At 64.5% G+C, this 19,879-nt stretch carries 21 protein-coding genes, 1 pseudogene and 1 riboswitch; of the genes and pseudogenes, 12 read left to right on the top strand and 10 right to left on the bottom strand.

Annotation, left to right across the window (positions count from 1 at the left end; translation table 11 throughout):
* The first annotated feature begins 2 nt into the window (after positions 1 to 2).
* Positions 3 to 347, top strand: coding sequence for a DUF1491 family protein (locus AC5ZFO_RS43775; RefSeq protein ID WP_028159699.1), 345 nt, complete (start codon positions 3 to 5; stop codon positions 345 to 347).
* On the opposite strand, the gene AC5ZFO_RS43770 is transcribed toward AC5ZFO_RS43775, so the two are convergent.
* Entirely contained in the window at positions 344 to 1,318 is a 975-nt protein-coding gene (locus AC5ZFO_RS43770) for a DUF2336 domain-containing protein (protein ID WP_282518843.1), read from the bottom strand. The two genes, AC5ZFO_RS43775 and AC5ZFO_RS43770, sit on opposite strands and share 4 nt — an antisense overlap.
* A gap of 256 nt (positions 1,319 to 1,574) precedes the next feature.
* On the opposite strand from AC5ZFO_RS43770, the gene AC5ZFO_RS43765 reads away from it, so the two are divergent.
* Both AC5ZFO_RS43765 and AC5ZFO_RS43760 read left to right on the top strand, forming a co-directional pair.
* Positions 1,575 to 1,763, top strand: a complete 189-nt coding sequence (locus AC5ZFO_RS43765; protein ID WP_014496746.1) for a hypothetical protein — start codon at positions 1,575 to 1,577, stop codon at positions 1,761 to 1,763.
* 15 nt (positions 1,764 to 1,778) lie between these two features.
* Entirely contained in the window at positions 1,779 to 2,540 is a 762-nt protein-coding gene (locus AC5ZFO_RS43760; protein WP_282518842.1) for a hypothetical protein, read from the top strand.
* Here AC5ZFO_RS43760 and AC5ZFO_RS43755 read toward each other — a convergent pair.
* Entirely contained in the window at positions 2,537 to 3,400 is an 864-nt protein-coding gene (locus AC5ZFO_RS43755; RefSeq protein WP_282518841.1) for a LysR family transcriptional regulator, read from the bottom strand. The two genes, AC5ZFO_RS43760 and AC5ZFO_RS43755, sit on opposite strands and share 4 nt — an antisense overlap.
* 93 nt (positions 3,401 to 3,493) lie before the next feature.
* Between AC5ZFO_RS43755 and AC5ZFO_RS43750 the strand changes: the two genes are divergently transcribed.
* Positions 3,494 to 4,321 (top strand): MBL fold metallo-hydrolase, encoded by an 828-nt coding sequence (locus AC5ZFO_RS43750; RefSeq protein ID WP_282518840.1) that lies wholly within the window; start codon positions 3,494 to 3,496, stop codon positions 4,319 to 4,321.
* A gap of 22 nt (positions 4,322 to 4,343) precedes the next feature.
* Here AC5ZFO_RS43750 and AC5ZFO_RS43745 read toward each other — a convergent pair whose 3' ends face one another.
* The 3 genes from AC5ZFO_RS43745 to AC5ZFO_RS43735 all read right to left on the bottom strand — a co-directional run bounded on the left by AC5ZFO_RS43745 (position 4,344) and on the right by AC5ZFO_RS43735 (position 8,514).
* Positions 4,344 to 5,423, bottom strand: coding sequence for a Cj0069 family protein (locus tag AC5ZFO_RS43745; RefSeq protein ID WP_282518839.1), 1,080 nt, complete (start codon positions 5,421 to 5,423; stop codon positions 4,344 to 4,346).
* A gap of 160 nt (positions 5,424 to 5,583) precedes the next feature.
* The gene (locus AC5ZFO_RS43740) at positions 5,584 to 5,991 is read right to left on the bottom strand and encodes a GFA family protein (protein ID WP_212482841.1); all 408 of its coding nucleotides are present in this window, start codon (positions 5,989 to 5,991) and stop codon (positions 5,584 to 5,586) included.
* A gap of 138 nt (positions 5,992 to 6,129) precedes the next feature.
* Positions 6,130 to 8,514, bottom strand: coding sequence for a TonB-dependent receptor (locus tag AC5ZFO_RS43735; protein WP_282518837.1), 2,385 nt, complete (start codon positions 8,512 to 8,514; stop codon positions 6,130 to 6,132).
* A 164-nt stretch (positions 8,515 to 8,678) separates the two neighbouring features.
* A riboswitch (cobalamin riboswitch) is annotated at positions 8,679 to 8,886 on the bottom strand.
* A 230-nt stretch (positions 8,887 to 9,116) separates the two neighbouring features.
* Between AC5ZFO_RS43735 and AC5ZFO_RS43730 the strand changes: the two genes are divergently transcribed.
* The 5 genes from AC5ZFO_RS43730 (at position 9,117) to AC5ZFO_RS43710 (ending at position 15,153) form a co-directional block, all read left to right on the top strand.
* Complete coding sequence (locus AC5ZFO_RS43730; RefSeq protein WP_282518971.1) at positions 9,117 to 9,482, top strand: hypothetical protein; 366 nt, start codon at positions 9,117 to 9,119, stop codon at positions 9,480 to 9,482.
* Positions 9,483 to 9,584: 102 nt separating this feature from the next.
* Positions 9,585 to 9,977 carry a FixH family protein gene (locus AC5ZFO_RS43725; protein ID WP_282518836.1) on the top strand — a complete coding sequence of 131 codons (393 nt, stop codon included), beginning with the start codon at positions 9,585 to 9,587 and terminating at the stop codon, positions 9,975 to 9,977.
* A gap of 84 nt (positions 9,978 to 10,061) precedes the next feature.
* Positions 10,062 to 11,495 carry an efflux RND transporter periplasmic adaptor subunit gene (locus AC5ZFO_RS43720; RefSeq protein ID WP_282518835.1) on the top strand — a complete coding sequence of 478 codons (1,434 nt, stop codon included), beginning with the start codon at positions 10,062 to 10,064 and terminating at the stop codon, positions 11,493 to 11,495.
* Positions 11,492 to 14,662, top strand: a complete 3,171-nt coding sequence (locus AC5ZFO_RS43715) for an efflux RND transporter permease subunit (RefSeq protein ID WP_496123793.1) — start codon at positions 11,492 to 11,494, stop codon at positions 14,660 to 14,662. The genes AC5ZFO_RS43720 and AC5ZFO_RS43715 overlap by 4 nt, the downstream gene beginning before the upstream one ends.
* 212 nt (positions 14,663 to 14,874) lie before the next feature.
* The gene (locus AC5ZFO_RS43710; RefSeq protein ID WP_496123792.1) at positions 14,875 to 15,153 is read left to right on the top strand and encodes a hypothetical protein; all 279 of its coding nucleotides are present in this window, start codon (positions 14,875 to 14,877) and stop codon (positions 15,151 to 15,153) included.
* Between the two features lie 22 nt (positions 15,154 to 15,175).
* Here AC5ZFO_RS43710 and AC5ZFO_RS43705 read toward each other — a convergent pair whose 3' ends face one another.
* Positions 15,176 to 15,424 carry a hypothetical protein gene (locus AC5ZFO_RS43705; RefSeq protein ID WP_282518832.1) on the bottom strand — a complete coding sequence of 83 codons (249 nt, stop codon included), beginning with the start codon at positions 15,422 to 15,424 and terminating at the stop codon, positions 15,176 to 15,178.
* A 187-nt stretch (positions 15,425 to 15,611) separates the two neighbouring features.
* Between AC5ZFO_RS43705 and AC5ZFO_RS43700 the strand changes: the two genes are divergently transcribed.
* The 3 genes from AC5ZFO_RS43700 to AC5ZFO_RS43690 all read left to right on the top strand — a co-directional run bounded on the left by AC5ZFO_RS43700 (position 15,612) and on the right by AC5ZFO_RS43690 (position 18,169).
* On the top strand, positions 15,612 to 16,037 hold the full coding sequence (locus AC5ZFO_RS43700; protein ID WP_282518831.1) for a hypothetical protein: 426 nt from the start codon (positions 15,612 to 15,614) through the stop codon (positions 16,035 to 16,037).
* Between the two features lie 402 nt (positions 16,038 to 16,439).
* Entirely contained in the window at positions 16,440 to 17,336 is an 897-nt protein-coding gene (locus tag AC5ZFO_RS43695; RefSeq protein ID WP_282518830.1) for a DUF1259 domain-containing protein, read from the top strand.
* An 86-nt stretch (positions 17,337 to 17,422) separates the two neighbouring features.
* Positions 17,423 to 18,169 (top strand): sulfite exporter TauE/SafE family protein, encoded by a 747-nt coding sequence (locus AC5ZFO_RS43690; RefSeq protein ID WP_282518829.1) that lies wholly within the window; start codon positions 17,423 to 17,425, stop codon positions 18,167 to 18,169.
* Positions 18,170 to 18,213: 44 nt separating this feature from the next.
* Here the strand turns inward: AC5ZFO_RS43690 and arsC are convergent, their stop codons facing one another.
* From arsC to AC5ZFO_RS43670, 4 genes and pseudogenes are all read right to left on the bottom strand, one after another.
* The gene (gene arsC, locus AC5ZFO_RS43685) at positions 18,214 to 18,615 is read right to left on the bottom strand and encodes an arsenate reductase (glutaredoxin) (protein WP_282518828.1); all 402 of its coding nucleotides are present in this window, start codon (positions 18,613 to 18,615) and stop codon (positions 18,214 to 18,216) included.
* Positions 18,612 to 19,313, bottom strand: coding sequence for an aquaporin (locus AC5ZFO_RS43680; protein WP_282518827.1), 702 nt, complete (start codon positions 19,311 to 19,313; stop codon positions 18,612 to 18,614). Before AC5ZFO_RS43680 ends, arsC begins: the two co-directional genes overlap by 4 nt.
* A gap of 8 nt (positions 19,314 to 19,321) precedes the next feature.
* Positions 19,322 to 19,447, bottom strand: a pseudogene (locus AC5ZFO_RS43675) (arsenate-mycothiol transferase ArsC); the annotation flags it as partial.
* Entirely contained in the window at positions 19,440 to 19,802 is a 363-nt protein-coding gene (locus tag AC5ZFO_RS43670; RefSeq protein WP_282518970.1) for an ArsR/SmtB family transcription factor, read from the bottom strand. The pseudogene AC5ZFO_RS43675 and the gene AC5ZFO_RS43670, both read right to left, overlap by 8 nt.
* Between the last annotated feature and the right edge of the window lie 77 nt (positions 19,803 to 19,879).

Genomic DNA, 19,879 nt, shown 5'->3' with positions numbered 1-19,879 from the left:
TCATGCGTTTGAAATCAAACATCTGGGTTTCCGCCTACCTGCGCCGGTGCCAGACCGAGGGCGTGTTCGGGGCGGTGCGCCGTCGCGGTGCCGAGGAGGCGGGGGCGGTATTCGTGAAGGTGTCGCTGCTCGACGGCAATGCGATGCTGTACGCGCCGGCGCCGCAGACCGTCTATGACGACGGCCGCCCGGTCGATCGCTTCTTCGTGCCGGTCGCGCAGCAGCCCTTGCCGGAGCACACCATCGAGGAGCGCCTGACCAAGGAAATCCGCTTCGATCCGGATGCCTGGATCGTCGAGACCGAGGACCGCGCAGGGCGCCACTTTCTCGAATTGGCGAAGACCTAGCGGTCCGATCCGTCGGTGCCCGTCCGCACCGCAGGCGCCGAGCCCGGCTGCACGCCCGGCCGCGTCTGGTTGGCGCCAGCACGCGCGCGCTGGCGTTCGCTGTCATGCAGCGACGACTGGTATTTTGCGCGCGTGACGGCGAGCGTCGAGCCGCGCCAGGCCGCCAGCATCACCAGCGCGGAGCGGTCGCTGAGCCGGTCGTAGAGCCGCGCCAACCGGTACACCGCATCGACCGACGTGCCGATCTCCGGCTTGAAGAACAGGAGGATGCGCTGGAAGTTCGGGCTCGGCATGTCGAGCGCCCGCGCGGCGACCGCGAGCGCTTCGCCGCCGGCATCGTCGACGATCTGCGCGGCGACGCGCGAGGGCAGGATCAGGCTGTCGCCGAGCTCGTAGGTGAAATTCTCGATGTCGTTGGCGATTGCCGCCATCTCCAGGATCTGGATCGCGCGCTTGGCACGCACGGTCGGAATCCGCGGCGCGGCTTTCAGCGGGGTCTGCGCCAGATTGTGCAGGACCAGCGCGCGCTGGGTCGCATCGGCGCGGAAGAACATGTCGTGGATCTCGGCCGCTTCCTTCGGCTGCATCGCCATGTTGGCGGCCATGCGCGACTCGGCGTCGGTCGGCGTGCGAGCAGGCGAAGCCGCCTGCGCCTGAGCCGCGATTTCGCGTGCGAGCGGAACCCTGCGGCCTTCCTGGGCGGCAACCAGCCCGAGTTTCTGCAGGACCGGGACGGGCGTCTGCGGATAGATCGCAAGCTTCGCCTTGACGGCCGCGCGCGTCGCATCGTCGACCTGGTCGATCAGCCGCGTCGCAAGCTCGATGAACTGGCGCTGCTCGTCGTCGCTGTGGGTGGGCGCCTGGACATAGAGGTCCGTCAGCACGCGCAGCAGCGTCGGGCGAACATCGACGCCTTCGCGACGGGAGAGGCTCATCAGCCCGTCGAATCCGGGAAACAGCGACTTGGTCATGGAGAGATACGCGACCTGGAAAAGATACTCGTCCGCGAGCCTAACGCAGGTTCCTTTAAAGGCTCGTTAAGGAAAACGAGGCGTGAAGTCGGCCCCATCATTTCAGGTGTTGTCGTCCCGCAACGGGACGCGGGAGCGCCGCCCGTGAGGTTACGGTCCGGCAGGCGCGTTTACATCCCGTTAACCATGAACTGATCTTAATGAACGCACGTTGCACCAGCGCGCTCGGTCGCGCGGCAATTGATAGAGAGCTGATATGGGGACCATTATCGAATTTCCGGCCGGTCGCCGGGCAGGCTCGTCGGGGGATGCCACGCCGCGCACGGAAACGGGAACGATTTTGATCCTCCCCGTGATCCGCATCGAACGCCAGACGGAAGAAACCAGCGGCGATCGCGGGCCGGAGCAGGGCACAGCGCCGGGGCGCCGTCGTCGCCGCCGCTAGCATCCGGCTTTTGCAATGCCGGATGCCATCCGCCAGATCCGGCCTGTCGTAACGGCCGTCCTGCTCGCGCTGATGGGCGCGAGCCTCGCTGCCTGTAGCGGCGGCGATTTCGGCCGCACCCGCGCTGACATGCGCAGCGACGACATGCATCGGTGGCTCGGGGCCGAGGCCACCGGCAGCCTCGGCCTGAGGCCGTCCCAATTCCAGCTCACCGACGCGGAGCGCCAGCTTCGCGATCTCGCCTATCCCATGATCGAGCCGCCGCTGTCGCGGCCGGCCTGGAAGAGCGTGTTCGGCGACTACAAGCCGCTGCCGTCACCCTGGCAGCAGAAGGTCGTGTTCGACCGCACCATGTATGGGCGCACGCTGATCGACGAGCCGCATCGCTCGCATTCCTCGCGCTATGCGCAGCTGATCGAGGACGTGCGCAACGACATCACCCGCTTCGAGCCGTTCTTCGCCTCCGCGATCCGCGTCATCGATCTCGACAGGAAGCGCGATGCCAGCATGGCGCGCGTCTCCGAACTCTCGCCAAGGGAGAGGGAGGATGCGGTCGCGCGCATGCGGGAGAACTCGCTGATCATCCAGTGGGTGCAGCTGTGCCTCGAGCAGCGCATCTCGTCCTATCGCTGGGCGCTGGAGCGTCTGGTGATCCAGGCGCCCGACGGCATGGCCGCCGATGCCGACCGCCTGATCGGCGAACTCGCAGCCCAGACCGCCAATCCGCCGGTCCAGGCGCAGCCTCCTTACGGTCGCGCGGTCATCTCGAAGGGTTAAGACTTCCTGCGTTTGTTACGCCGTGGGCCGGTCGGATCCGGCTTGCGCCGCTGCTTCTGAAGTTTTCCGACAAAATCCTTCAGCGCATCCGCCAGCGGCTCCGATGCGCGGTAGGCCAGGCCGACCTCGCGTTTGACCCTGACCTCGATGTCGCGCACCACGACATCAGGATTGCCGCGCGCCACGCCTTCCGGAACGATGGCGATGCCGACGCCGGCCGCGACCAGCGCCATTGCCCAATCCTCGGACTGCGCGATCGCCGCGGTCTGCCTTCGTCGTGACGTCCGGCCGAAGAATTCGCTCTGCTCGCAATGGCAGCGGTCGATCAGCGGAACGCCGGCGAGATCGGAGGTCCGCAGCTTCTCCTTCAGCGTCAGCGGATGCGCGGGCGGAAGTGCGGCGACATAGCGCTCGCTCCACAGCGCGACGAAATGCTCGTCGGCGCGCAGCATGCTCTTCGAGATGATGCGCGCATCGGCGCGCTCGTCGTGGCCGACGAGGCGGAGCGCGATGTCGGTGCGCGTCGTCAGCGGCTTCAGCAGCGCGATCGTTCGGGGTACGTCGAGCGTGCGCATCAGTCCCAGCGTCACCGTGGTCTTCGTATTCGGCTTCCTGAACAGGCTGCGTGCGGCGTCCGCCTCGTCGATGATGCGGCGGGCCAACGCATGAAACTGCTCGGCTGAGGCGGTCGGTGCGACACCCTTCTTGTGCCGGATGAACAGCGTGGTGCCGAGCTCGGCCTCCAGATGGGTGATCGCGGTCGAGATCGACGGCTGCGATACGAAACAGGCGCGCGCCGCCGCGGTCAGATTGCGCTCGCGGTACACGGCGGCGAAGTAGCGAAGCTCGCGGATGTCCATAGGATAAGCCTAGAGATAGTATCAATATTCGATATTTTACCTATAGATCGCCCGGTGGCAAGAACACCCTGCTCACAACAGCAGGAACGCGCCATGAAGATCCACCATCTCAACACCGGCACGATGTGTCCGATGGGCCGTCGCCTGGTGAACGGCACCGGCGGCCTGTTCCAGCGCGCGCGCCTGGTCTGCCATTGCCTGCTGGTCGAGACGAAGGACGGACTCGCTCTGGTCGACACCGGCATTGGTCTCGGCGATATCGCAACGCCCAATCGGCTGGGTGGCCGGTGGCTGCGCCAGACCGCGCCGAGGCTGGATCCGGCGGAGACGGCGGTCGAGCAGGTGAAAGCGCTCGGCTACTCACCCAGCGATGTGCGTCACGTGCTGCTGACGCATCTCGACCGCGACCACGCCGGCGGCGTGCCGGACTTTCCCCATGCCGCGATCCACGTCCACCGCGCCGAATACGACATGGCGGTGTTACGCAAGCCCGCGCCGCCCGAAGGGCGCTATGTCACGGGGCAGTGGAGCCACGGACCAAGCTGGAAGTTCTACGACGAGCCGGGCGAGGACTGGTTCGGCTTCAAGGGCGTGCGCGCGCTCGGTGACAAGGAAGCCGACATCCTGATGATCCCGCTCGCCGGCCACACGCTCGGCCATTGCGGCATCGCGGTGCGATCACGTGACAAATGGCTGCTGCATGCCGGCGACAGCTATTTCCACCACGCCCAGCTCGACCCGTCGCCGCGCGTGCCGCTGATGCTCGGCTATTTCCAGCGCAAGGGCGACATGGATCGCAAGATGCGGATCGCCAACCAGGCACGGCTGCGCGCGCTGAAGCTCAACCACGGCAACCGCGTGAGCATCGTCAACAGCCACGATCCCGTCGCCTATGAAAGCTGCCGCTGCGGTGCGCATTGATCGCGCCGTCCCGGCTGTGCCGCTATGTGCCCGAAGTCGCTGTTTGAGTCCGGAGCAAGCGGTGCTTCACCGTTCGGGCGATTGCCGCCGGCGCCTCCTCGGGGATCGCGAAGCAGGAGCTCGCGTTGATTTCGCACAAAACGTACGTATCCGCGCCGGCGGCGTTGCGGGGCCCGTACAGGAAGTCCGCGTCCCAGATCACCGGCAGCGACGGCTCGTCGATGCCGAGCGTGTCCATCAGCTGCGGCGTCCATTCGTCCTCCATCGACCTTCGGAGCGCCTGGAATTGCGAAGCATCGGGTCCGTGCATGATCCGTGGGCCCGGCTGCGCCTCAGGTGCGTCCGGGCCTTCCGGCGGCGGCGGGATCAGGGCCTTGATCAATTGATGCCCGAAGCCCGCGACCTTAGCGCCGCTCATGTAGCAGCGGATCATGCCGTCGGGCAGGCGGGGTTGGAACGCCTGGTCGATGATGCAGCCACCCCATCCGAAATACGGCTCGCAGCGGGCGAGGAAGGCATCGAGTGGCATGTCCTCGGGCAGGCTGCCGCGTTGGGCATGCAGCACCCGAACCATGGCGCCCGCGTTGGGCAGGGCCTCCACCTTCCACACCCCCTGGCCACCATTGCCGCGATTTTGCTTGAGCACGCGCGGACCGTTCGCCTGAAGGCGCGCGGGAAATTCGGCGCGGAAGCTTGCGGCGGTGTCATAGCGATGGGTGTCGGCTCCCCAGCCGAGATGACGGGTGCGGTAGAGCACGTCCTTGACGCCCATCTTCAGGATCACGTCGGGATGGGCGCTCACCCATGGCCCTTGCGCCGCAACGTCGCGAAGCAGCGGGTCGAGGGCCTCGCGCGTCTTGCCCTGATGGATCGGATCGACCCAGACGAGCACGCCATCGACGGCGAGCAGTTGATCGCGGACGGCGTCGGCGAAAATCTCGTCGTAGATCACCGGCCGGGCTTCGATGCCGACCGCGGCGAGAGCTTCGAAAACGCGGACGAAGCGGCTGTTTTGCGCCGTCGTGTCCCGGCGCGCGGCAGCGTCGCCGCGGGAGAGGATGGCAACGGTATGACGGAGAGGAGGGTGGCGTTCGGTATCCATGCGCAAGCTCCACGAATGGCGTGCTGCGCAGAGCTTGGACCGAGGTCTCACGGGGAGTCTGCTTCGCCCCCACGCCGATCAATCTACGTGAGATCGTCAGGCCGTTGCAAGATGGTGTTTGTGCGGTTCCATCCAGACGGCGAACGCTTGGCGCGCGCCGCTACGGCGGCGGAGGATAGCGGTCGAATGTCGGCAGCTCGTGCGCGCGCTCCATCCATCCAAGGCGCTCTGCGACCTGGATGTGCATCGTCGCCGGTACGGCATCGGGATCGTCGTAGGTCGCGCTCTGGACGTCGATGACCCCGGGCAACATGTCGGCATTGACGTAAAACAGGCCGGTTCCGCAGTCGCCGCAAAAGTGCCGCCGGGCATGTTCCGAGGAGTGATACACCTTGGGCTCGCCCTTGGTCACCTTGACGGCATCGTCCGCGTACATCGTCCAGCCGACGACGGGAGCGCCCGCGTGAAGCCTGCAATCGCGGCAGTGACACAGCGCGTGCACGATCGCTTCGCCCTCGACCTGATAGCGGATCGCGCCACAGTGACAGCCGCCGGTGATGGTGCTCATGCGATGCTCCCGATGAAAGGCAGGTTTCGTTGATCGATAGCTCTCGAGACCTGCGGCTTCAACGGCGTAATCGATTTGCGATTGCGTCCTACTGTCGCGTGACAACTCCCGCCACGGCGCGGGCGAACTGATCCGCGACTACCATTTGAACGAAGCCGCGACCTCGTAGCTGCGCGGCGCGCCCAGGATGATCTGGTCGGTGTAACCCGGATCGCCCCACGCCGCGTAGAGCTTGTTGGTCAGGTTCCTCACGCGAAAGCTGATCCGGGTCTGGTCGACGCCCGGGAAATACGCCTTTGGGATATCGACGAACGCGTATGCGTCGAAGATCGTGTAGGCGTTCATCGTGACCAGATTGTCCTGGAAGTTGAAGCGGTCGCCGACGTGACGGACGAGGCCGCCGATCTCCACCGGCAGTTTCGTATCGAAGCGATAGGAGGCGCCGGCGTTGGCGATGAAGTTGGGAACGTTGGGCGGCGTCTTGCCCGAATAGGACTGGAAGTCACCATTGCCGTCGACATAGGTGAAGTCGATGAAGCGCGACTGCACGAAGGCGACGTTGCCCCATAGTTTCAGGCCGGCGACCGGATTGACCGCGGCGGCAATCTCGACGCCCTTGGAGGCCATCTTGCCGGCGACGTTGAAGAGGATGCCGCTTTCCGGGACGTAGACGTTCTTGCGCTCGATGTCGAAGGCCGAGAACGTGGCCTCCGCGCGCTTGTCGGCCGACAGCAGCTTCACGCCGGTCTCGTAGGTCCGCGACGTCGTGAGCAGCAGCGGCGTCGTGGGCCTGAGGATGAAGATGTTCGCCACCGTCGGGTCGGCTGCCGTCGCGTACTGGCTGTAAAGCATCACGCCGGGCGCGATGTCCCAGGTGTAGCCGATGCGTCCGGTGACCGGATTGAACGTCTTCGAGAAAGGATAGTTGGCTTTCAGAAGGCCATTCTCGTCGAAGCGGGTCCGCGACAGCTCGATATTCTCAAAACGGATGCCGCCGATCAGCGCGAAGGTCGAGGTCAGCTTGAGCCGGTCCTCGAACGACAGCGAGGCGGTGTCGAGATGGGTGTAGATTTTCTCGTCGGCGCGTGGGCCATAGAACCCCCGATCCGGGTTGAGGAGGTCGACGTAGTCATTGAAGAACAGCGTGTCCTGCGAGACGTTGAACTGGTTGCTGCTCGCCGCCACGGTGGCGACGAAGCGATTGTCCATTCCGCCGACGTTGGAATTGACGGTGAGGTCGGTGATGTTGCCGTAGAGCCGCTGCGCGTGATCGAGCGCCAGGCGCTCGCGGTAGATGCTCTGCGCGCCTGCGAAATTGCCTACGGTCTGGTCAAACGACGAGATCTCGTTGTTGAACCAGTGCCGGTGGGCGTCATAGCCATAGACCTGGCTTTTCAGCGAGATGTTGTTGGTGATGTCCCATTGAAAGCCGCTGCGCAGCCAGAGCTCGTTGGCGCCGCTGTGATTGTCGAGCACATTGTAGTTCGTGGTCAGCGTGCGCGCGTCGATGGTGACCGGGACCGGCGTGCCGCCGCCGAGGTAATAGTTGCTCCAGAGGCCGGACACGATGCCGTACGTCGGCACGATGCCCGGCGCGTTCGCCGGCACGAGCGGCGTTCCCCAGTAGAAGCGGTCGTTGTCCTGCCTGTATTCGGTCGCGCCCCAGATCTTCAGGTTCTCGTTGACGCGATAGTTCAGCTGGCCCGATACGTTGCTGAGCTTCGAATAGGTGTCGTCGATAAAGCCCTTGTTGTTGAAATGGCTGATGTCGAAGCGGTAGTCGAGGCCGTTGATCAGCGTGCTGCCGCCCGATCCGTAACCGGCGCGATAGCCGTTGAAGGAATCGTAGGAGGTGAAGGCGTCGTTGACGATTGGTCCGGTGTGCGGCGCCTTGTTCACGTAGTTGATGGCGCCGCCGGTCGCACCGAGGCCCGCCACCAGCGAGTCCGGTCCCTTGATGATCTCGACCTGCTGGAGGCCAGCCACGTCCATGGGACGGCCGGTCATGGTCGACGGCCCGATCGGGATGCCGTTGTAGAGCGTGGAGATCTGGTCGCCGGAAAAGCCACGCATCGAGAAGATGGCGGGCGCGCCGGGCGCATCGCCGCCGGTGACGCCGACTGCAGCCTTGGCGATGTCGGTCGTGGTCCGGATGCCCAGGTCCTGCATCGTCTGATGACTGATGACCTCGACGGTCGCCGGCATCTCGCGCGCCGTGATCCCGAGCCGGGAGCCGACGTCGGTGACGGCGGCCGTGTTCAGCGGCGTCTGCACCGGGCCGCTCGGAGCTTGCGTGGCCGGAACGGCGACAGCAGGGGCGCCACGATTGCGTCCCGCGGCGCGCCGGGCCGCGCGCTGCTTCTGAGTGCCGGGGCTGACGGCAGGAGCCTGTCGCGGCGCAGGCGGCGACACGATCACCGGGCCGACCTCCCTGGAGCGGTTGTCCTCCGCCGCGCTTTGCGCGAGCGCCGCGGACGATAAGGACACCGACGCGAGCAGAGTAATCAGGAAAGCATGCGACAACGCTGGCCTCGCGCCAGCACGGAAATGAAGATCTTGCACGACAACGCTCTGCGGCGACGCAAACAAACCGTCACCGCGGTTGCCTTAGTCATCCACCTTCGCCCCAGGCGGCGGATGCACCGGCTACTTGTCCGACATCAGGGCACCCCGCCCAATGCGTTCGCGCGTGACCATGGCTGGCAGCAGGTTTCCTGGCTCGCGGGTCATCGCCTTCGACCGCCTTCCCAGAGGCCCAAACGGGGCTCCAGTGGTTCGTTTGGTCGTCGACTATCCGCCTACAGTTGCGGGGGCAGCCGCGGAATTGCCCACTGAGGTGGACGCACCGCATTCCCTTGAAGAGTCCTTGCGGACACTACCGATCACGAAACTGGCATCCGGGGGTGAGCGCGTCAACATCCGCGCGGGCTGTTGGACGGGCCGGTTGGTCGATGGTGGCCTTGTGTTGCTGTTTTGCACGATAGTCCGAAGGACCGCGTCGAAACGTCCAACCGGCCTCCGGACGAGCCTGGGTAACGTACCCTTGACCACGATCAATGACTGCCTTTGGTGTCCGAATATGCTACTGAGGCCGTGTTCCGGCCCGACAAGGCAAGTCGATATTGATGCAGTTCGTCCGTACCATCCTGGCAGTCGCCATCGCCATATCTCTGGCGATGCTGCCGGTCGGCGCGTCCGCGGCGAACCTCGCAATGTCGTCGGACGGCATGCAGACGGCCATGCACATGAGCGGCGACGCCGACATGTCGATGGACGAGTGTTGTCCCGACATGAAGGGAACGGGCTCCCATAGCGACGGCTACAAGTGCGGGATGGGTTTCTGCTGCGTTGGCGGGATCATCGCGCTCGGTGATGTCCGGCCCGTGGCGTTCGAACGTCTCGCCGTCATGGCCAGCACGATGGTTATTCCCCCGGATCAGGTCGTTTCCTTCCGCGGCGGCAGTCCTCCTTTCCGACCTCCTCGAATCTGATCTCGCAAAGCCCGAGACGCGAGCGGCATGCCTGCTCGCGACGACGACTGACGTGCGCGCTTCACGCGCCACGGCGAAAGATCAATTCATGAGGACAGGACAATGCTTTCCAAAATCAGCACCGCGGCTCTCGCCGCCACCCTTTCGCTTGCCGCTTCCACCGCGATGGCGGGCGCGGGCGACTACGCCTTCGAGCCCGTCACTCCGCAGATGAAGAAGGGCGAAGACGTCACGCTCGCCGTTCGCCTGACGAACAAGCAGACCGGCAAGCCGATACCGGATGCGGTCATCTTCAAGACCCGCCTCGACATGGCCCCGGACGGGATGGCCGAGATGGAATCGGCGGTCGCGCCGCTGCCGTCCAGGGAGCCGGGTGTGTACGCCTTCAAGACGGACCTGCCGATGGCCGGCCGCTACCAGATGACGCTGTCCGTGAAGGTGCAGGGCGAACCGGAGACCGTCACCGGCAAGGTGATCGTCACGGCGATCAAGTGAGCGTTCGGGCGCTGCCCGGCGGCGCCCGACATTCCCCTTTTTCCTTCACACGGACGCGCGCTCCCGGGCGCGCGGATACACGACATGAAAACGCTGCGTCTCCTGACGGCTCTTGCGCTGGGCGGTGGCCTGGTCCTGGCCGGTTACTACTGGCATTCGAACGGTGCGGGCTGGCTCGCCGAGGCCGACATGACGTCGGCTGCGGCTGCCGCGGAGCGAACGCCGCTCTACTACCGCGATCCAAGTGGTGCACCGCTCTGGTCTGCGGGTCCGAAGAAGGACGACCGCGCGCGGGACTATCTGCCGGTCTACGACGACGATGGAGCGGCCGTCGCGCCGGCGCTGCCGAAGGCGCAGGCGGCTTCGCCGCGAAAAATCCTTTACTACCGCAATCCCATGGGGCTGCCCGATACGTCGACCGTCCCAAAGAAGGATCCGATGGGGATGGACTATGTCGCCGTTTACGAAGGCGACGACACCGACGACGGCACCGTGAAGCTGTCGCCCGGCAAGATCCAGCGCGCGGGCGTGAAGTCCGAGCCCGTCGCGCGGCGCTCGATCCGGGTCTCGGTGAAGGCGCCCGGCACGATCCAGCTCGATGAACGCCGCGTGTCGGTGATCGCGATGCGCGCCGAAAGCTTCGTGCAGAAGGTTGCCGACGTGACCACCGGCACGCGCGTGAAGGCCGGCCAGCCGCTGATGGAAATCTACAGTTCGGCCGTGGCGTCCGCGGCTGCGGAATATCTCGCGACGATCACCTCCAAGACGGTCGGCGGTGTCGAGATGTACGGTCGCGGCTCGCGACAGCGGCTGGTCAATCTCGACGTTCCCGAGTCCGTCATCGCGGAGATGGACAAGACGCACACCGCGCCCGTCGCCATACGCTGGTCTGCGCCGCGCGACGGGGTCGTGCTCGAACGCAACGCGATCGAAGGTATGCGGGCCAATCCCGGCGACGTGCTGTTCCGGATCGCGGACACCTCGGTCGTCTGGGCGCTGGTCGACGTGGCCGAGCGCGATCTCGGCAACATCGCGGTGGGGCAGTCAGTCGCGGTGCGCGCGCGCAGTTTCCACGGCCGAAGCTTCACCGGGACAATCGCCGTCGTTTATCCGCAGGTGAACCGCGACACGCGAACCGTTCGCATCAGGATCGAGCTTGCCAATCCGGACGCGGTGCTGCTGCCCGACATGTACGTCGATGCCGACATCGACACGGCCGATGCCACGCCCGTCCTGGCGATACAGGACAGCGCGGTGCTCGACACCGGCAGCCGGCAGGCCGTCCTCGTCGACAAGGGGGAAGGGCGCTTCGAGCCGCGGGAAGTCAAGCTCGGCCGTCGCGGCGGCGGTTATGTCGAGGTGCGCCAGGGTCTCTCGGACGGCGAGGAGGTGGTGACCTCCGCCAACTTCCTGATCGATGCGGAAAGCAACCTGAAGGCGGCGCTGAAGGGGTTTGGTGAGGCGGCGTCCCAGGCCACCGACGCCGGCCCTGGCAATGCAACGGGAGATCAAAAATGATCGCCCGCGTCATCGCCTGGTCGGCGCGCAATCTGCTGCTCGTGCTATTCGGGACCGGCTTCGCGGCCGCCGCCGGCCTCTATGCCCTGGTTCACCTTCCGCTGGATGCGATTCCGGATCTCTCGGACACGCAGGTCATCGTCTATACCGAGTATCCCGGCCAGGCGCCGCAGGTGATCGAGGATCAGGTCACCTATCCGCTGACGACGGCGATGCTCACCGTGCCGAAATCGAAAGTCGTCCGCGGCTTCTCGTTCTTCGGCGTCTCCTTCGTCTATGTGATCTTCGAGGACGGCACCCACATCTATTGGGCGCGGTCGCGCGTCATGGAATTCCTGAACGGCGCGGCGTCCAGGCTTCCCGCCGGCGTCACCCCGACCATCGGGCCCGACGCGACCGGCGTCGGCTGGGTCTACCAATACGCCGTCGTATCGAAGGAATTGAACCTGGCGGACACGCGCACGATCCAGGACTGGAATCTGAAGTTCGCGCTGGCCAAGGCCGAAGGCGTCGCCGAGGTCGCCAGCGTTGGCGGCTTCGTCAAGCAGTACAACGTGGTCCTCGACCCGCAGCGGATGCGCGACCGCGGCATCAGCATGCAAAAAATACGTGAGGCGATCCGCGCCAGCAACGCCGACGTCGGCGGCCGCACCGTCGAGCTTTCCGAGTTCGAATACGTCATCCGCGGCAAGGGCTACATCAAGAGCATCAACGATCTCGGCAACATCGTGCTGAAGACGAGCAACGGCACCCCGGTGCTGCTGCGGGACGTCGCCAACGTCGAGCTCGGGCCCGACGAGCGGCGGGGCATCGCCGAATTGAACGGCGAGGGCGAGGTCGCAAGCGGCATCGTGCTGCAGCGGTTCGGCGTCAACGCCCTCGACGTGATCGAAAACGTCAAGAAGCGCTTCAGGGAGATCGCGAGCAGCCTGCCGAAATCGGTCGAGATCGTGCCGGTCTACGACCGGTCGAACCTGATCTATGCGGCCATCGATACCCTCAAGCATACCCTGTTCGAGGAGAGCATCGTCGTCGGGCTCGTCTGCATCGTGTTTCTCCTGCATGTCCGCAGCGCACTCGTCGCGATCCTGATGTTGCCGGTCGGCGTGTTGATGGCGTTTGGCGCCATGAAGCTGCTCGGGCTCGGATCGAACATCATGAGCCTCGGCGGCATCGCGATTGCGATCGGCGCCATGGTGGACGCCGCCATCGTCATGATCGAGAACGCACACAAGCACCTCGAACGGGCGAGGCCCGATCAGTCGCGCGTGCAGGTCCTGATCGACGCGGCATCCGAGGTCGGCCCCGCGCTCTTCTTCAGCCTGTTGATCATCACTGTGTCGTTCATGCCGATCTTCACGCTGGAATCGCAGGAGGGCCGATTGTTCAGCCCGCTGGCGTTCACGAAGACCTTCTCCATGGCCGCCGCGGCCTTGCTGTCCGTCACCCTGGTGCCGGCGCTGATGGTGATCTTCGTCCGCGGCAGGATCGTCCCGGAGAGCAGGAACGTCATCAATCGCGCCCTGATCTGGGTCTACCGTCCCGTGATCAAGGCGGTTCTGCGCGCCAAGACGCTGGTCATCCTGGCTTCGCTCGTCGTGCTTGCGGTGACGATCTGGCCGGCGCGCCAGCTCGGCACCGAGTTCATGCCGGCGCTGAATGAGGGGACGCTGCTCTACATGCCAACGACGCTGCCCGGCATTTCGGTCACCAAGGCGGCCGAGCTGATGCAGATGCAGGACCGCATCATCAAGTCGTTCCCGGAGGTCGCTTCGGTCTACGGCAAGGCGGGACGAGCCGCCACTGCCACCGATCCCGCTCCGACCGAGATGTTTGAGACGGTCGTCAACCTGAAGCCTAGGGAGCAGTGGCGTTCCGGCGTGACCGTCGACAGTCTCATCGCCGAGATGGACAAGGCGTTGCAGTTTCCGGGCGTCTCCAATGCCTGGACCATGCCGATCAAGGCGCGCATCGACATGCTCTCCACCGGAATCCGCACGCCGGTCGGCGTCAAGGTCATGGGCACGGACCTGGTCGAGATCGACCGGCTCGCGAAGCAGATCGAACGCGTCATCAAGACCGTGCCCGGCACGTCGTCGGCCTACGCCGAGCGCGGCATCGGCGGCTATTATCTCGAGATCGTTCCCGACCGTGAGGCGCTCGCCCGTTACGGCATCCTGATCCAGGACGTCCAGGACACCATCGCGGCTGCGCTCGGCGGTCAGACGGTCACGACGACCGTGGAGGGCCGGCGCCGGTTCACGGTGAACATGCGCTATCCGCGTGACCTCAGAGACAACCCCAAGGCCATCGCCAGCGACATCCTGGTGCCGATGCCGTCGGGCGGCGCCGTGCCGCTCGGCGAGGTGGCGAAGGTCGAACCCGCGCGCGGGCCGACGTCGATCCGAACGGAGAACGGCCAGCTTGCGACCTACATCTATGTCGATATCCGGGATCGCGACATCGGAAGCTACGTCACTGATGCGCAACGCGCCGTGACGGAGAGCGTCCGGTTTCCCGCCGGCACCTACGTCGTGTGGAGCGGCCAGTACGAATATCTGCAGCGCGCCGCGGCCCGGCTGAAGATCGTGGTGCCCGTGACGCTCACGATCATCTTCCTGCTGCTGTACCTGAACTTCCGGGCGATGACCGAGACGCTGATCGTGATGCTGTCGCTGCCGTTCGCGCTGGTCGGCGGCATCTGGATGATGTGGTGGCTCGGCTTCAACCTGTCCGTTGCCGTCGCGGTCGGCTTCATCGCGCTCGCAGGCGTCGCCGCCGAGACGGGTGTCGTCATGCTGATCTACCTCGATCATGCGCTGGCCGAGGTGAAGTCCAGGTGCAGCGCCGAGGCGAGGCCACTGACGCGCCGGGATCTCCACGACGCCATCATGGTGGGCGCGGTCGAGCGCGTGCGGCCCAAGATGATGACGGTGGTTGCCATCATGGCCGGTCTGCTGCCGATCATGTGGAGCACCGGGGCCGGATCGGAGATCATGCAGCGCATTGCGGTGCCGATGATCGGCGGCATGACGTCATCGACACTGCTGACGCTGGTCGTGATCCCCGCAATTTTCGGCTTGGTGAAGGGACGGGGGCTTCCATCGGGCGAACGATCGGCTCCTGCGGATGAATGGACCGGGCGCGTTTCGCAAGCCGCCGAATAGGCCGGGCAGCGGAGCTTGCCCGGCACCGGCAGATGAGACCGCAGGAACGATGGTTACCCGGATGGGTTGATCGCTGTGTTCAACCACCCAGAGCATATTGAATGCAGTTTTGTCCCAGTCGGCTGCTCGTCCTCTGGAGCTTGCCGATCGCCATGTCTCTCAGTGGCTGCGACGCAAGGCCCGAGTGCGATTCGCCTGAGACACGGAAGGCCGTGCTCGATATCGTTTCGGACGATCATCGCAATCCGCTGGTCGAATTCGCCGCCAGGACCTCGACTGCAAAAGCGAGCCTGGAAAACAACAAGCCGCTCTACCTTCTCGGCGAGAAGATCGTGACGACCTCGTCCAGCAACGGCAAGCGGACCCTGCAATGCAGCGGCGCGATATCAGTCACCGTAGGCGATGTGAAGGCCTCGAAAGAGGTCGAGTTTGCCGTGCAAAAATCGGCCGACGGCAAACTCTCTGTGTCGGTCACGCCCTTTCAGTTTTAAGGCGTCGCGCGGGTTTGCAGGCTTACTGCCGCGCTGCGCCACTGGCTCCCGGAATTTGTCCGCCGAACTTCGACAAGCCGGTACCGCTGAGGCTTGTCGGGCCACCGGCCGTTCCGTTCGGGTCGGTCCTCGCCGCCGTCCGGCCGGGGCCGTGCATCATGTTCATCGAATTGAACCAGCCGTGATGGTGGTGGCGTTTGGCGCTGTGGGCCGAGGCATAGCTCGTCGAGCAAGCCAGCAAGATCGCTAAAGTCAGGGTTGTTGTTTTCATCGGCGTTTCCTCCAGTTGAGGAAACTGCGCGGGCAGGCGACTGTTCCTTGGTGAGTGCAGCACCGCTTCGCGATAGAATCTGCGATGTCGGTTGTCCACACCCACGACACGCAGTGTCAAATTGCGGATCGGACCCACTAGCCATCGATAATTTGCCAACGCTGTCGGGCACAGCTTTGGTGACGGCATGGGCACCAAATCGCGGGAAGTCATCTGGAGCGGCCGGATCATGGGGGCGGAGATTTCCGCCAGGCACGCCCGCGAAGAAGCCAGGAAGGCCGTCCGTGAAGCCGATCGGGCCGAGGCCGAAGCCTGGTCGGTCCGCATGGAAGGCTACGGTGGCCCCTCGCAGCCGTCCCCGACGATCGCTCAATGTCTCAACGGCGGCATGGGCTGGCTCGAGGTCGAATGCAACAGGTGCAAGGCGCGTGCGAGCCTGCCGCTCGATGCGATCCGCCGTCCGCGCGATACGCCGATCTGGAAGCTGGAAGCGTCGCTCAAGTGCCGGTCATGCCGAAAGGGGCGTTCCGCACCGCCCGTCCACATGATCAAGCTGACCGCGACGCAAAGCATCACGCCGTACAAATGGGTGCATCCGACTGAGGATCGCTAGGGCACGATCCGGACCCGATTGGAACCCGGCTCGCGTTCGCCGAAGGCAAGTTGCCGTGCAATCGACGTCGTTCCATCCGATCGGCGAAATCTCGTGACGTGCCTCCGATGACTTCTGCATTCCCGGACATGAGCAGATTGACAGTTCGGCCATCTGGGCTTTAATTCGCCGCTACGGGGATGTGCGATCTCCCCGTGAGGCGACATGCCAAAGTATCGCGTCCTTAACCACCAAGGGCGCAACATGTCAGCATCATACATTTCTTCCGACAGATTATCTGGACTGATCGGCACGGCGAATGCGCCGGCGCTTATCGATGCACGCATTGACGGGGACGTCTCAGCCGATTCCCGGCTGTGGGGCGCTCGCGCCGAAGCTGCTTCAAGACTTGGGAGCACATCAATGAGAAGCACACTCTTCGCGTTCATCGGTCTCGGCGCCAGCCTCCTTGGCTCGGTCTCGGCGGCTCGAGCGCAGAACGTCGACTGGCAGAAGGTTGACGAGACGCTGGGCCGCAAGCCCGCCGTCTCGGATGACGTCCACCGCTACGGCTTTCCCCGCAGTGATCTCTCCGTGACGTTGGACGGCGTGACGATCAAGCCGGCGCTGGCGCTCGGCGGCTGGGTCGCGTTCAAACCTGCACACGGCGGCGCCATGGTCATGGGCGACCTCGTGCTGCTCGAAACCGAGATCAATCCCGTGATGGCGAAGATGATCGCGAACGGCCTCGAGATCACCGCCATCCACAATCATCTGCTGCGCGCGAGTCCGGCGACGTTCTACATGCATGTTGCCGGGCACGGGGACCCGGTCAAGCTCGCCTCTGCGATCCACGATGCACTTGCCGAAAGCAAGACTCCGTTGACTGTCGCAGCGCCGGCGAGCCCGCCGCCGGCCGTGGACCTCGACACCGCGAAGCTCGACCAGATCATCGGCGTCAAAGGCCAGGCCAACGGAGGCGTCTACCAATTCAACGTGAAGCGACGTGATCCAATCACGCAGGACGGCATGGCATTGACCCCCGTCGCTCCAATGGGCGTTGCGATCGGAATCAACTTCCAGCCGACCGGGGGCGGGAAGGCGGCCATCACGGGCGACTTCGTCCTGACGGGTGACGAGGTCAACCCTGTCATTCTGGCGCTGCGCACGCACGGCATCGAGGTGACCGCGCTGCACAGCCACATGCTGGATGAGCAGCCGCGACTTTTCTTCATGCACTTCTGGGCGAACGACGACGCCGTCAAGCTCGCCGAAGGCTTGCGCGCGGCCCTGGACAAGACTGCCAGCACGAAGAGTTGAGCCAAAGATTGCGGGGACCCGCGACCTCCCCATCAGATGGATATCCATCCAAGTGCTCGCCTGCATTGTTCTTGGGGAGACGACCCATGGATGGACCTGTCTTCGCTCTCTTCGCACTTGCCGCGCTCGCCGGCGGCTTCGTCAGCGGCTTTTCCGGATTCGCCATGGGCCTCGTGGTGTCGGGCGTATGGCTGCACATCATCACGCCGATGCAGACCGCTACCTTGATCGCAGGCTACGGCTTGCTCACGCAGGGCTACGGCATCTTCAAGCTGCGACATCTCCTCGACCTTCGGAAGGCCTGGCCGCTCGCGCTCGGAACCGTCATCGGCATCCCGATCGGCGTCAGCATTCTCGCTTACCTGAACCCCAGCTACCTCCGATTCGGTGTGGGGCTCCTGCTGGTGCTCTACGCAGTCTATGGCCTGACGAAGCCCGTATTCGCTCCGGTGAAGATCGGAGTCGGGGCCGATATCGCCATTGGCGTCTCCAACGGCTTGCTTGGCGGCCTGACGGGGCTCGGCGGCGTGATCTCGACGATTTCCTGCCAATGGCGCGGCTGGCCCAAGGACGTGCAGCGCGCGGTGTTTCAGCCAGTGCTGTTCGTGGCGTTCGTTGTCATCTCGAGCTCTCAGGCCGTAGCCGGCACCATTACGAAGGAAACGCTGACGCTGTACGCATCAGGCATTCCCTTCATGGTCGCGGGCCTTTGGTCCGGCTTCAAACTCTTCGGCAAGATCAACGACGAGACCTTCCGCAACACGGTGCTGGCTCTCTTGCTGCTCGCGGGATTGTCACTGGTGGCGTCAGTGGTGCAACTCGCCCTCCGATAATGCCGGTCGACCGGCCCGAAGAGCGTTGGGGACGGTGAGTTGCGCTATCGCGCTTCGACCACCTCGCCATCCTCCTTTACGAACCTGCCGACCGGATTGTCGAGGAGATCGGCGACGGCCTCGGAAGGGCGGCACAAGCGCGTGCCCTTCGAGGTCACGACGATCGGGCGGTTGATGAGAATGGGATGCGCGAGCATCTGATCGATCAACTGGTCGTCCGTCCATTTGGGATCGGCGAGGCCCAGCTCCTTGTACGGCGTGCCTTTCTCGCGCAGCAATGCGCGAACCGGAATGCCCATCGCAGCGATCAGTTGCTTGAGCGTTTCGCGCGACGGCGGGGTCTCGAGATATTCGATGACAGTGGGCTCCGCGCCGCTCTGCCGGATCATCGCCAGCGTGTTGCGCGAGGTGCCGCAGTCGGGGTTGTGGTAGATCGTCACGCTCATCGGGTGGTCTCCGCAATTTGTACGGGGCCGCGGGCCCTGGAGTGCCCGAGCAGCCAGTTCATCAACAGCATGCCGGCGAATGCTCCGCAGAGCTCCGCAAGAATGAATCCGGGCAGGTCGGTCGGACGAATGCCGGAGAACGTGTTTGTCAGCGACCGCGCGATGGCCACCGCCGGATTTGCAAACGACGTGGAGGCCGTGAACCAGTAGGCTGCCGTGATGTAGAGGCCCACCAGCCAGGGAACCGCGGTCCGCTGAAATCGGATGCCGGCCAGGATCGTCGCGACCAGACCGAAGGCGGCGACCGCTTCGGCGAACCATTGCGGCCCTCCCGTTCGAACCTTCGTCGAGAAATCGAGCAGGGGAAGTCCGAACATCAGATGCGCGGCCATCGTTCCCGCGATGCCACCGGCGATCTGCGCGACCACGTAGAGCACGGCCTCGTTTGCCGGAAGCTCGCGCTTGCCGGCGAAGACGAGGGTCACAGCGGGATTGAAATGCGCGCCGGAGATCGGACCGAGCACGGTGATCAGGACGACCAGAATGGCTCCGGTCGGCAAGGTATTGCACAGAAGCGCAAGGGCGACATCCTTGGTCAGGGTCTCGGCCATGATGCCGGAGCCGACGACGGTGGCGACGAGAATCCCGGTGCCGAGCGCTTCGGCCGCGAGGCGTCGCGAGAGGTCGAAATTGTCCATCAGCCGGCCTTCGGCGTTGAATGTGTGGCGCCCCCGGAGCGTCCGATCTCCTTGCGAAGGATCGACTCGGCGAGGATCGAGCGCGCCGAATTGCCGGTGCACAGGAACAAAACATTGTACATCTGGTCAGGCACGGCTTCGCTCCTTTCGCTTTGGCGAGCAGCAGGCTTGAAGGCTCTCGACGACCGGTTCGCAGATCTCCGGCCGGCCGCCGCAGCAATCCCGAAGCAGGAAAACCGCAACGTCCCTGAACTCCGCAAGGTTGGCGCGATAGACGATTGAACGGCTGTGTCGCTCGGAGGTCACCAGACGCGCGCGAGTCAGAATCGACAGATGAGCCGAAAGCGTATTCGCCGGGACTTCCAGCAGGCGTGCGAGGTCGCCGGCCGCAAGGCCGTCGGGCTCGTGTCGGACCAGCGTCCGGAACGCCTCCAGACGGGTCGATTGTGACAGGGCGGCGAGCGCGAGGACTGCTTCTTCTGTTTCCATATATCCAGATTTATAGAAATGATGATGAAGCGTCAATTGAATTTCCGAACTGGGCGCGTCTAGAATGCGTCGTGGCT

This window comes from Bradyrhizobium sp. Unk1 (assembly GCF_059512345.1).
This window is presented reverse-complemented; position numbering and strand designations above follow the sequence as displayed.

Coding starts and splice junctions, on each gene's coding strand:
- AC5ZFO_RS43690 (WP_282518829.1), top strand. CDS start 17,423: ATGGATGGACCTGTCTTCGCTCTCTTCGCACTTGCCGCGCTCGCCGGC.
- AC5ZFO_RS43775 (WP_028159699.1), top strand. CDS start 3: ATGCGTTTGAAATCAAACATCTGGGTTTCCGCCTACCTGCGCCGGTGC.
- AC5ZFO_RS43765 (WP_014496746.1), top strand. CDS start 1,575: ATGGGGACCATTATCGAATTTCCGGCCGGTCGCCGGGCAGGCTCGTCG.
- AC5ZFO_RS43750 (WP_282518840.1), top strand. CDS start 3,494: ATGAAGATCCACCATCTCAACACCGGCACGATGTGTCCGATGGGCCGT.
- AC5ZFO_RS43720 (WP_282518835.1), top strand. CDS start 10,062: ATGAAAACGCTGCGTCTCCTGACGGCTCTTGCGCTGGGCGGTGGCCTG.
- arsC (WP_282518828.1), bottom strand. CDS start 18,615: ATGAGCGTGACGATCTACCACAACCCCGACTGCGGCACCTCGCGCAAC.
- AC5ZFO_RS43745 (WP_282518839.1), bottom strand. CDS start 5,423: ATGGATACCGAACGCCACCCTCCTCTCCGTCATACCGTTGCCATCCTC.
- AC5ZFO_RS43700 (WP_282518831.1), top strand. CDS start 15,612: ATGGGCACCAAATCGCGGGAAGTCATCTGGAGCGGCCGGATCATGGGG.
- AC5ZFO_RS43770 (WP_282518843.1), bottom strand. CDS start 1,318: ATGACCAAGTCGCTGTTTCCCGGATTCGACGGGCTGATGAGCCTCTCC.
- AC5ZFO_RS43715 (WP_496123793.1), top strand. CDS start 11,492: ATGATCGCCCGCGTCATCGCCTGGTCGGCGCGCAATCTGCTGCTCGTG.
- AC5ZFO_RS43695 (WP_282518830.1), top strand. CDS start 16,440: ATGAGAAGCACACTCTTCGCGTTCATCGGTCTCGGCGCCAGCCTCCTT.
- AC5ZFO_RS43670 (WP_282518970.1), bottom strand. CDS start 19,802: ATGGAAACAGAAGAAGCAGTCCTCGCGCTCGCCGCCCTGTCACAATCG.
- AC5ZFO_RS43725 (WP_282518836.1), top strand. CDS start 9,585: ATGCTTTCCAAAATCAGCACCGCGGCTCTCGCCGCCACCCTTTCGCTT.
- AC5ZFO_RS43760 (WP_282518842.1), top strand. CDS start 1,779: ATGCCGGATGCCATCCGCCAGATCCGGCCTGTCGTAACGGCCGTCCTG.
- AC5ZFO_RS43705 (WP_282518832.1), bottom strand. CDS start 15,424: ATGAAAACAACAACCCTGACTTTAGCGATCTTGCTGGCTTGCTCGACG.
- AC5ZFO_RS43740 (WP_212482841.1), bottom strand. CDS start 5,991: ATGAGCACCATCACCGGCGGCTGTCACTGTGGCGCGATCCGCTATCAG.
- AC5ZFO_RS43680 (WP_282518827.1), bottom strand. CDS start 19,313: ATGGACAATTTCGACCTCTCGCGACGCCTCGCGGCCGAAGCGCTCGGC.
- AC5ZFO_RS43755 (WP_282518841.1), bottom strand. CDS start 3,400: ATGGACATCCGCGAGCTTCGCTACTTCGCCGCCGTGTACCGCGAGCGC.
- AC5ZFO_RS43730 (WP_282518971.1), top strand. CDS start 9,117: ATGCAGTTCGTCCGTACCATCCTGGCAGTCGCCATCGCCATATCTCTG.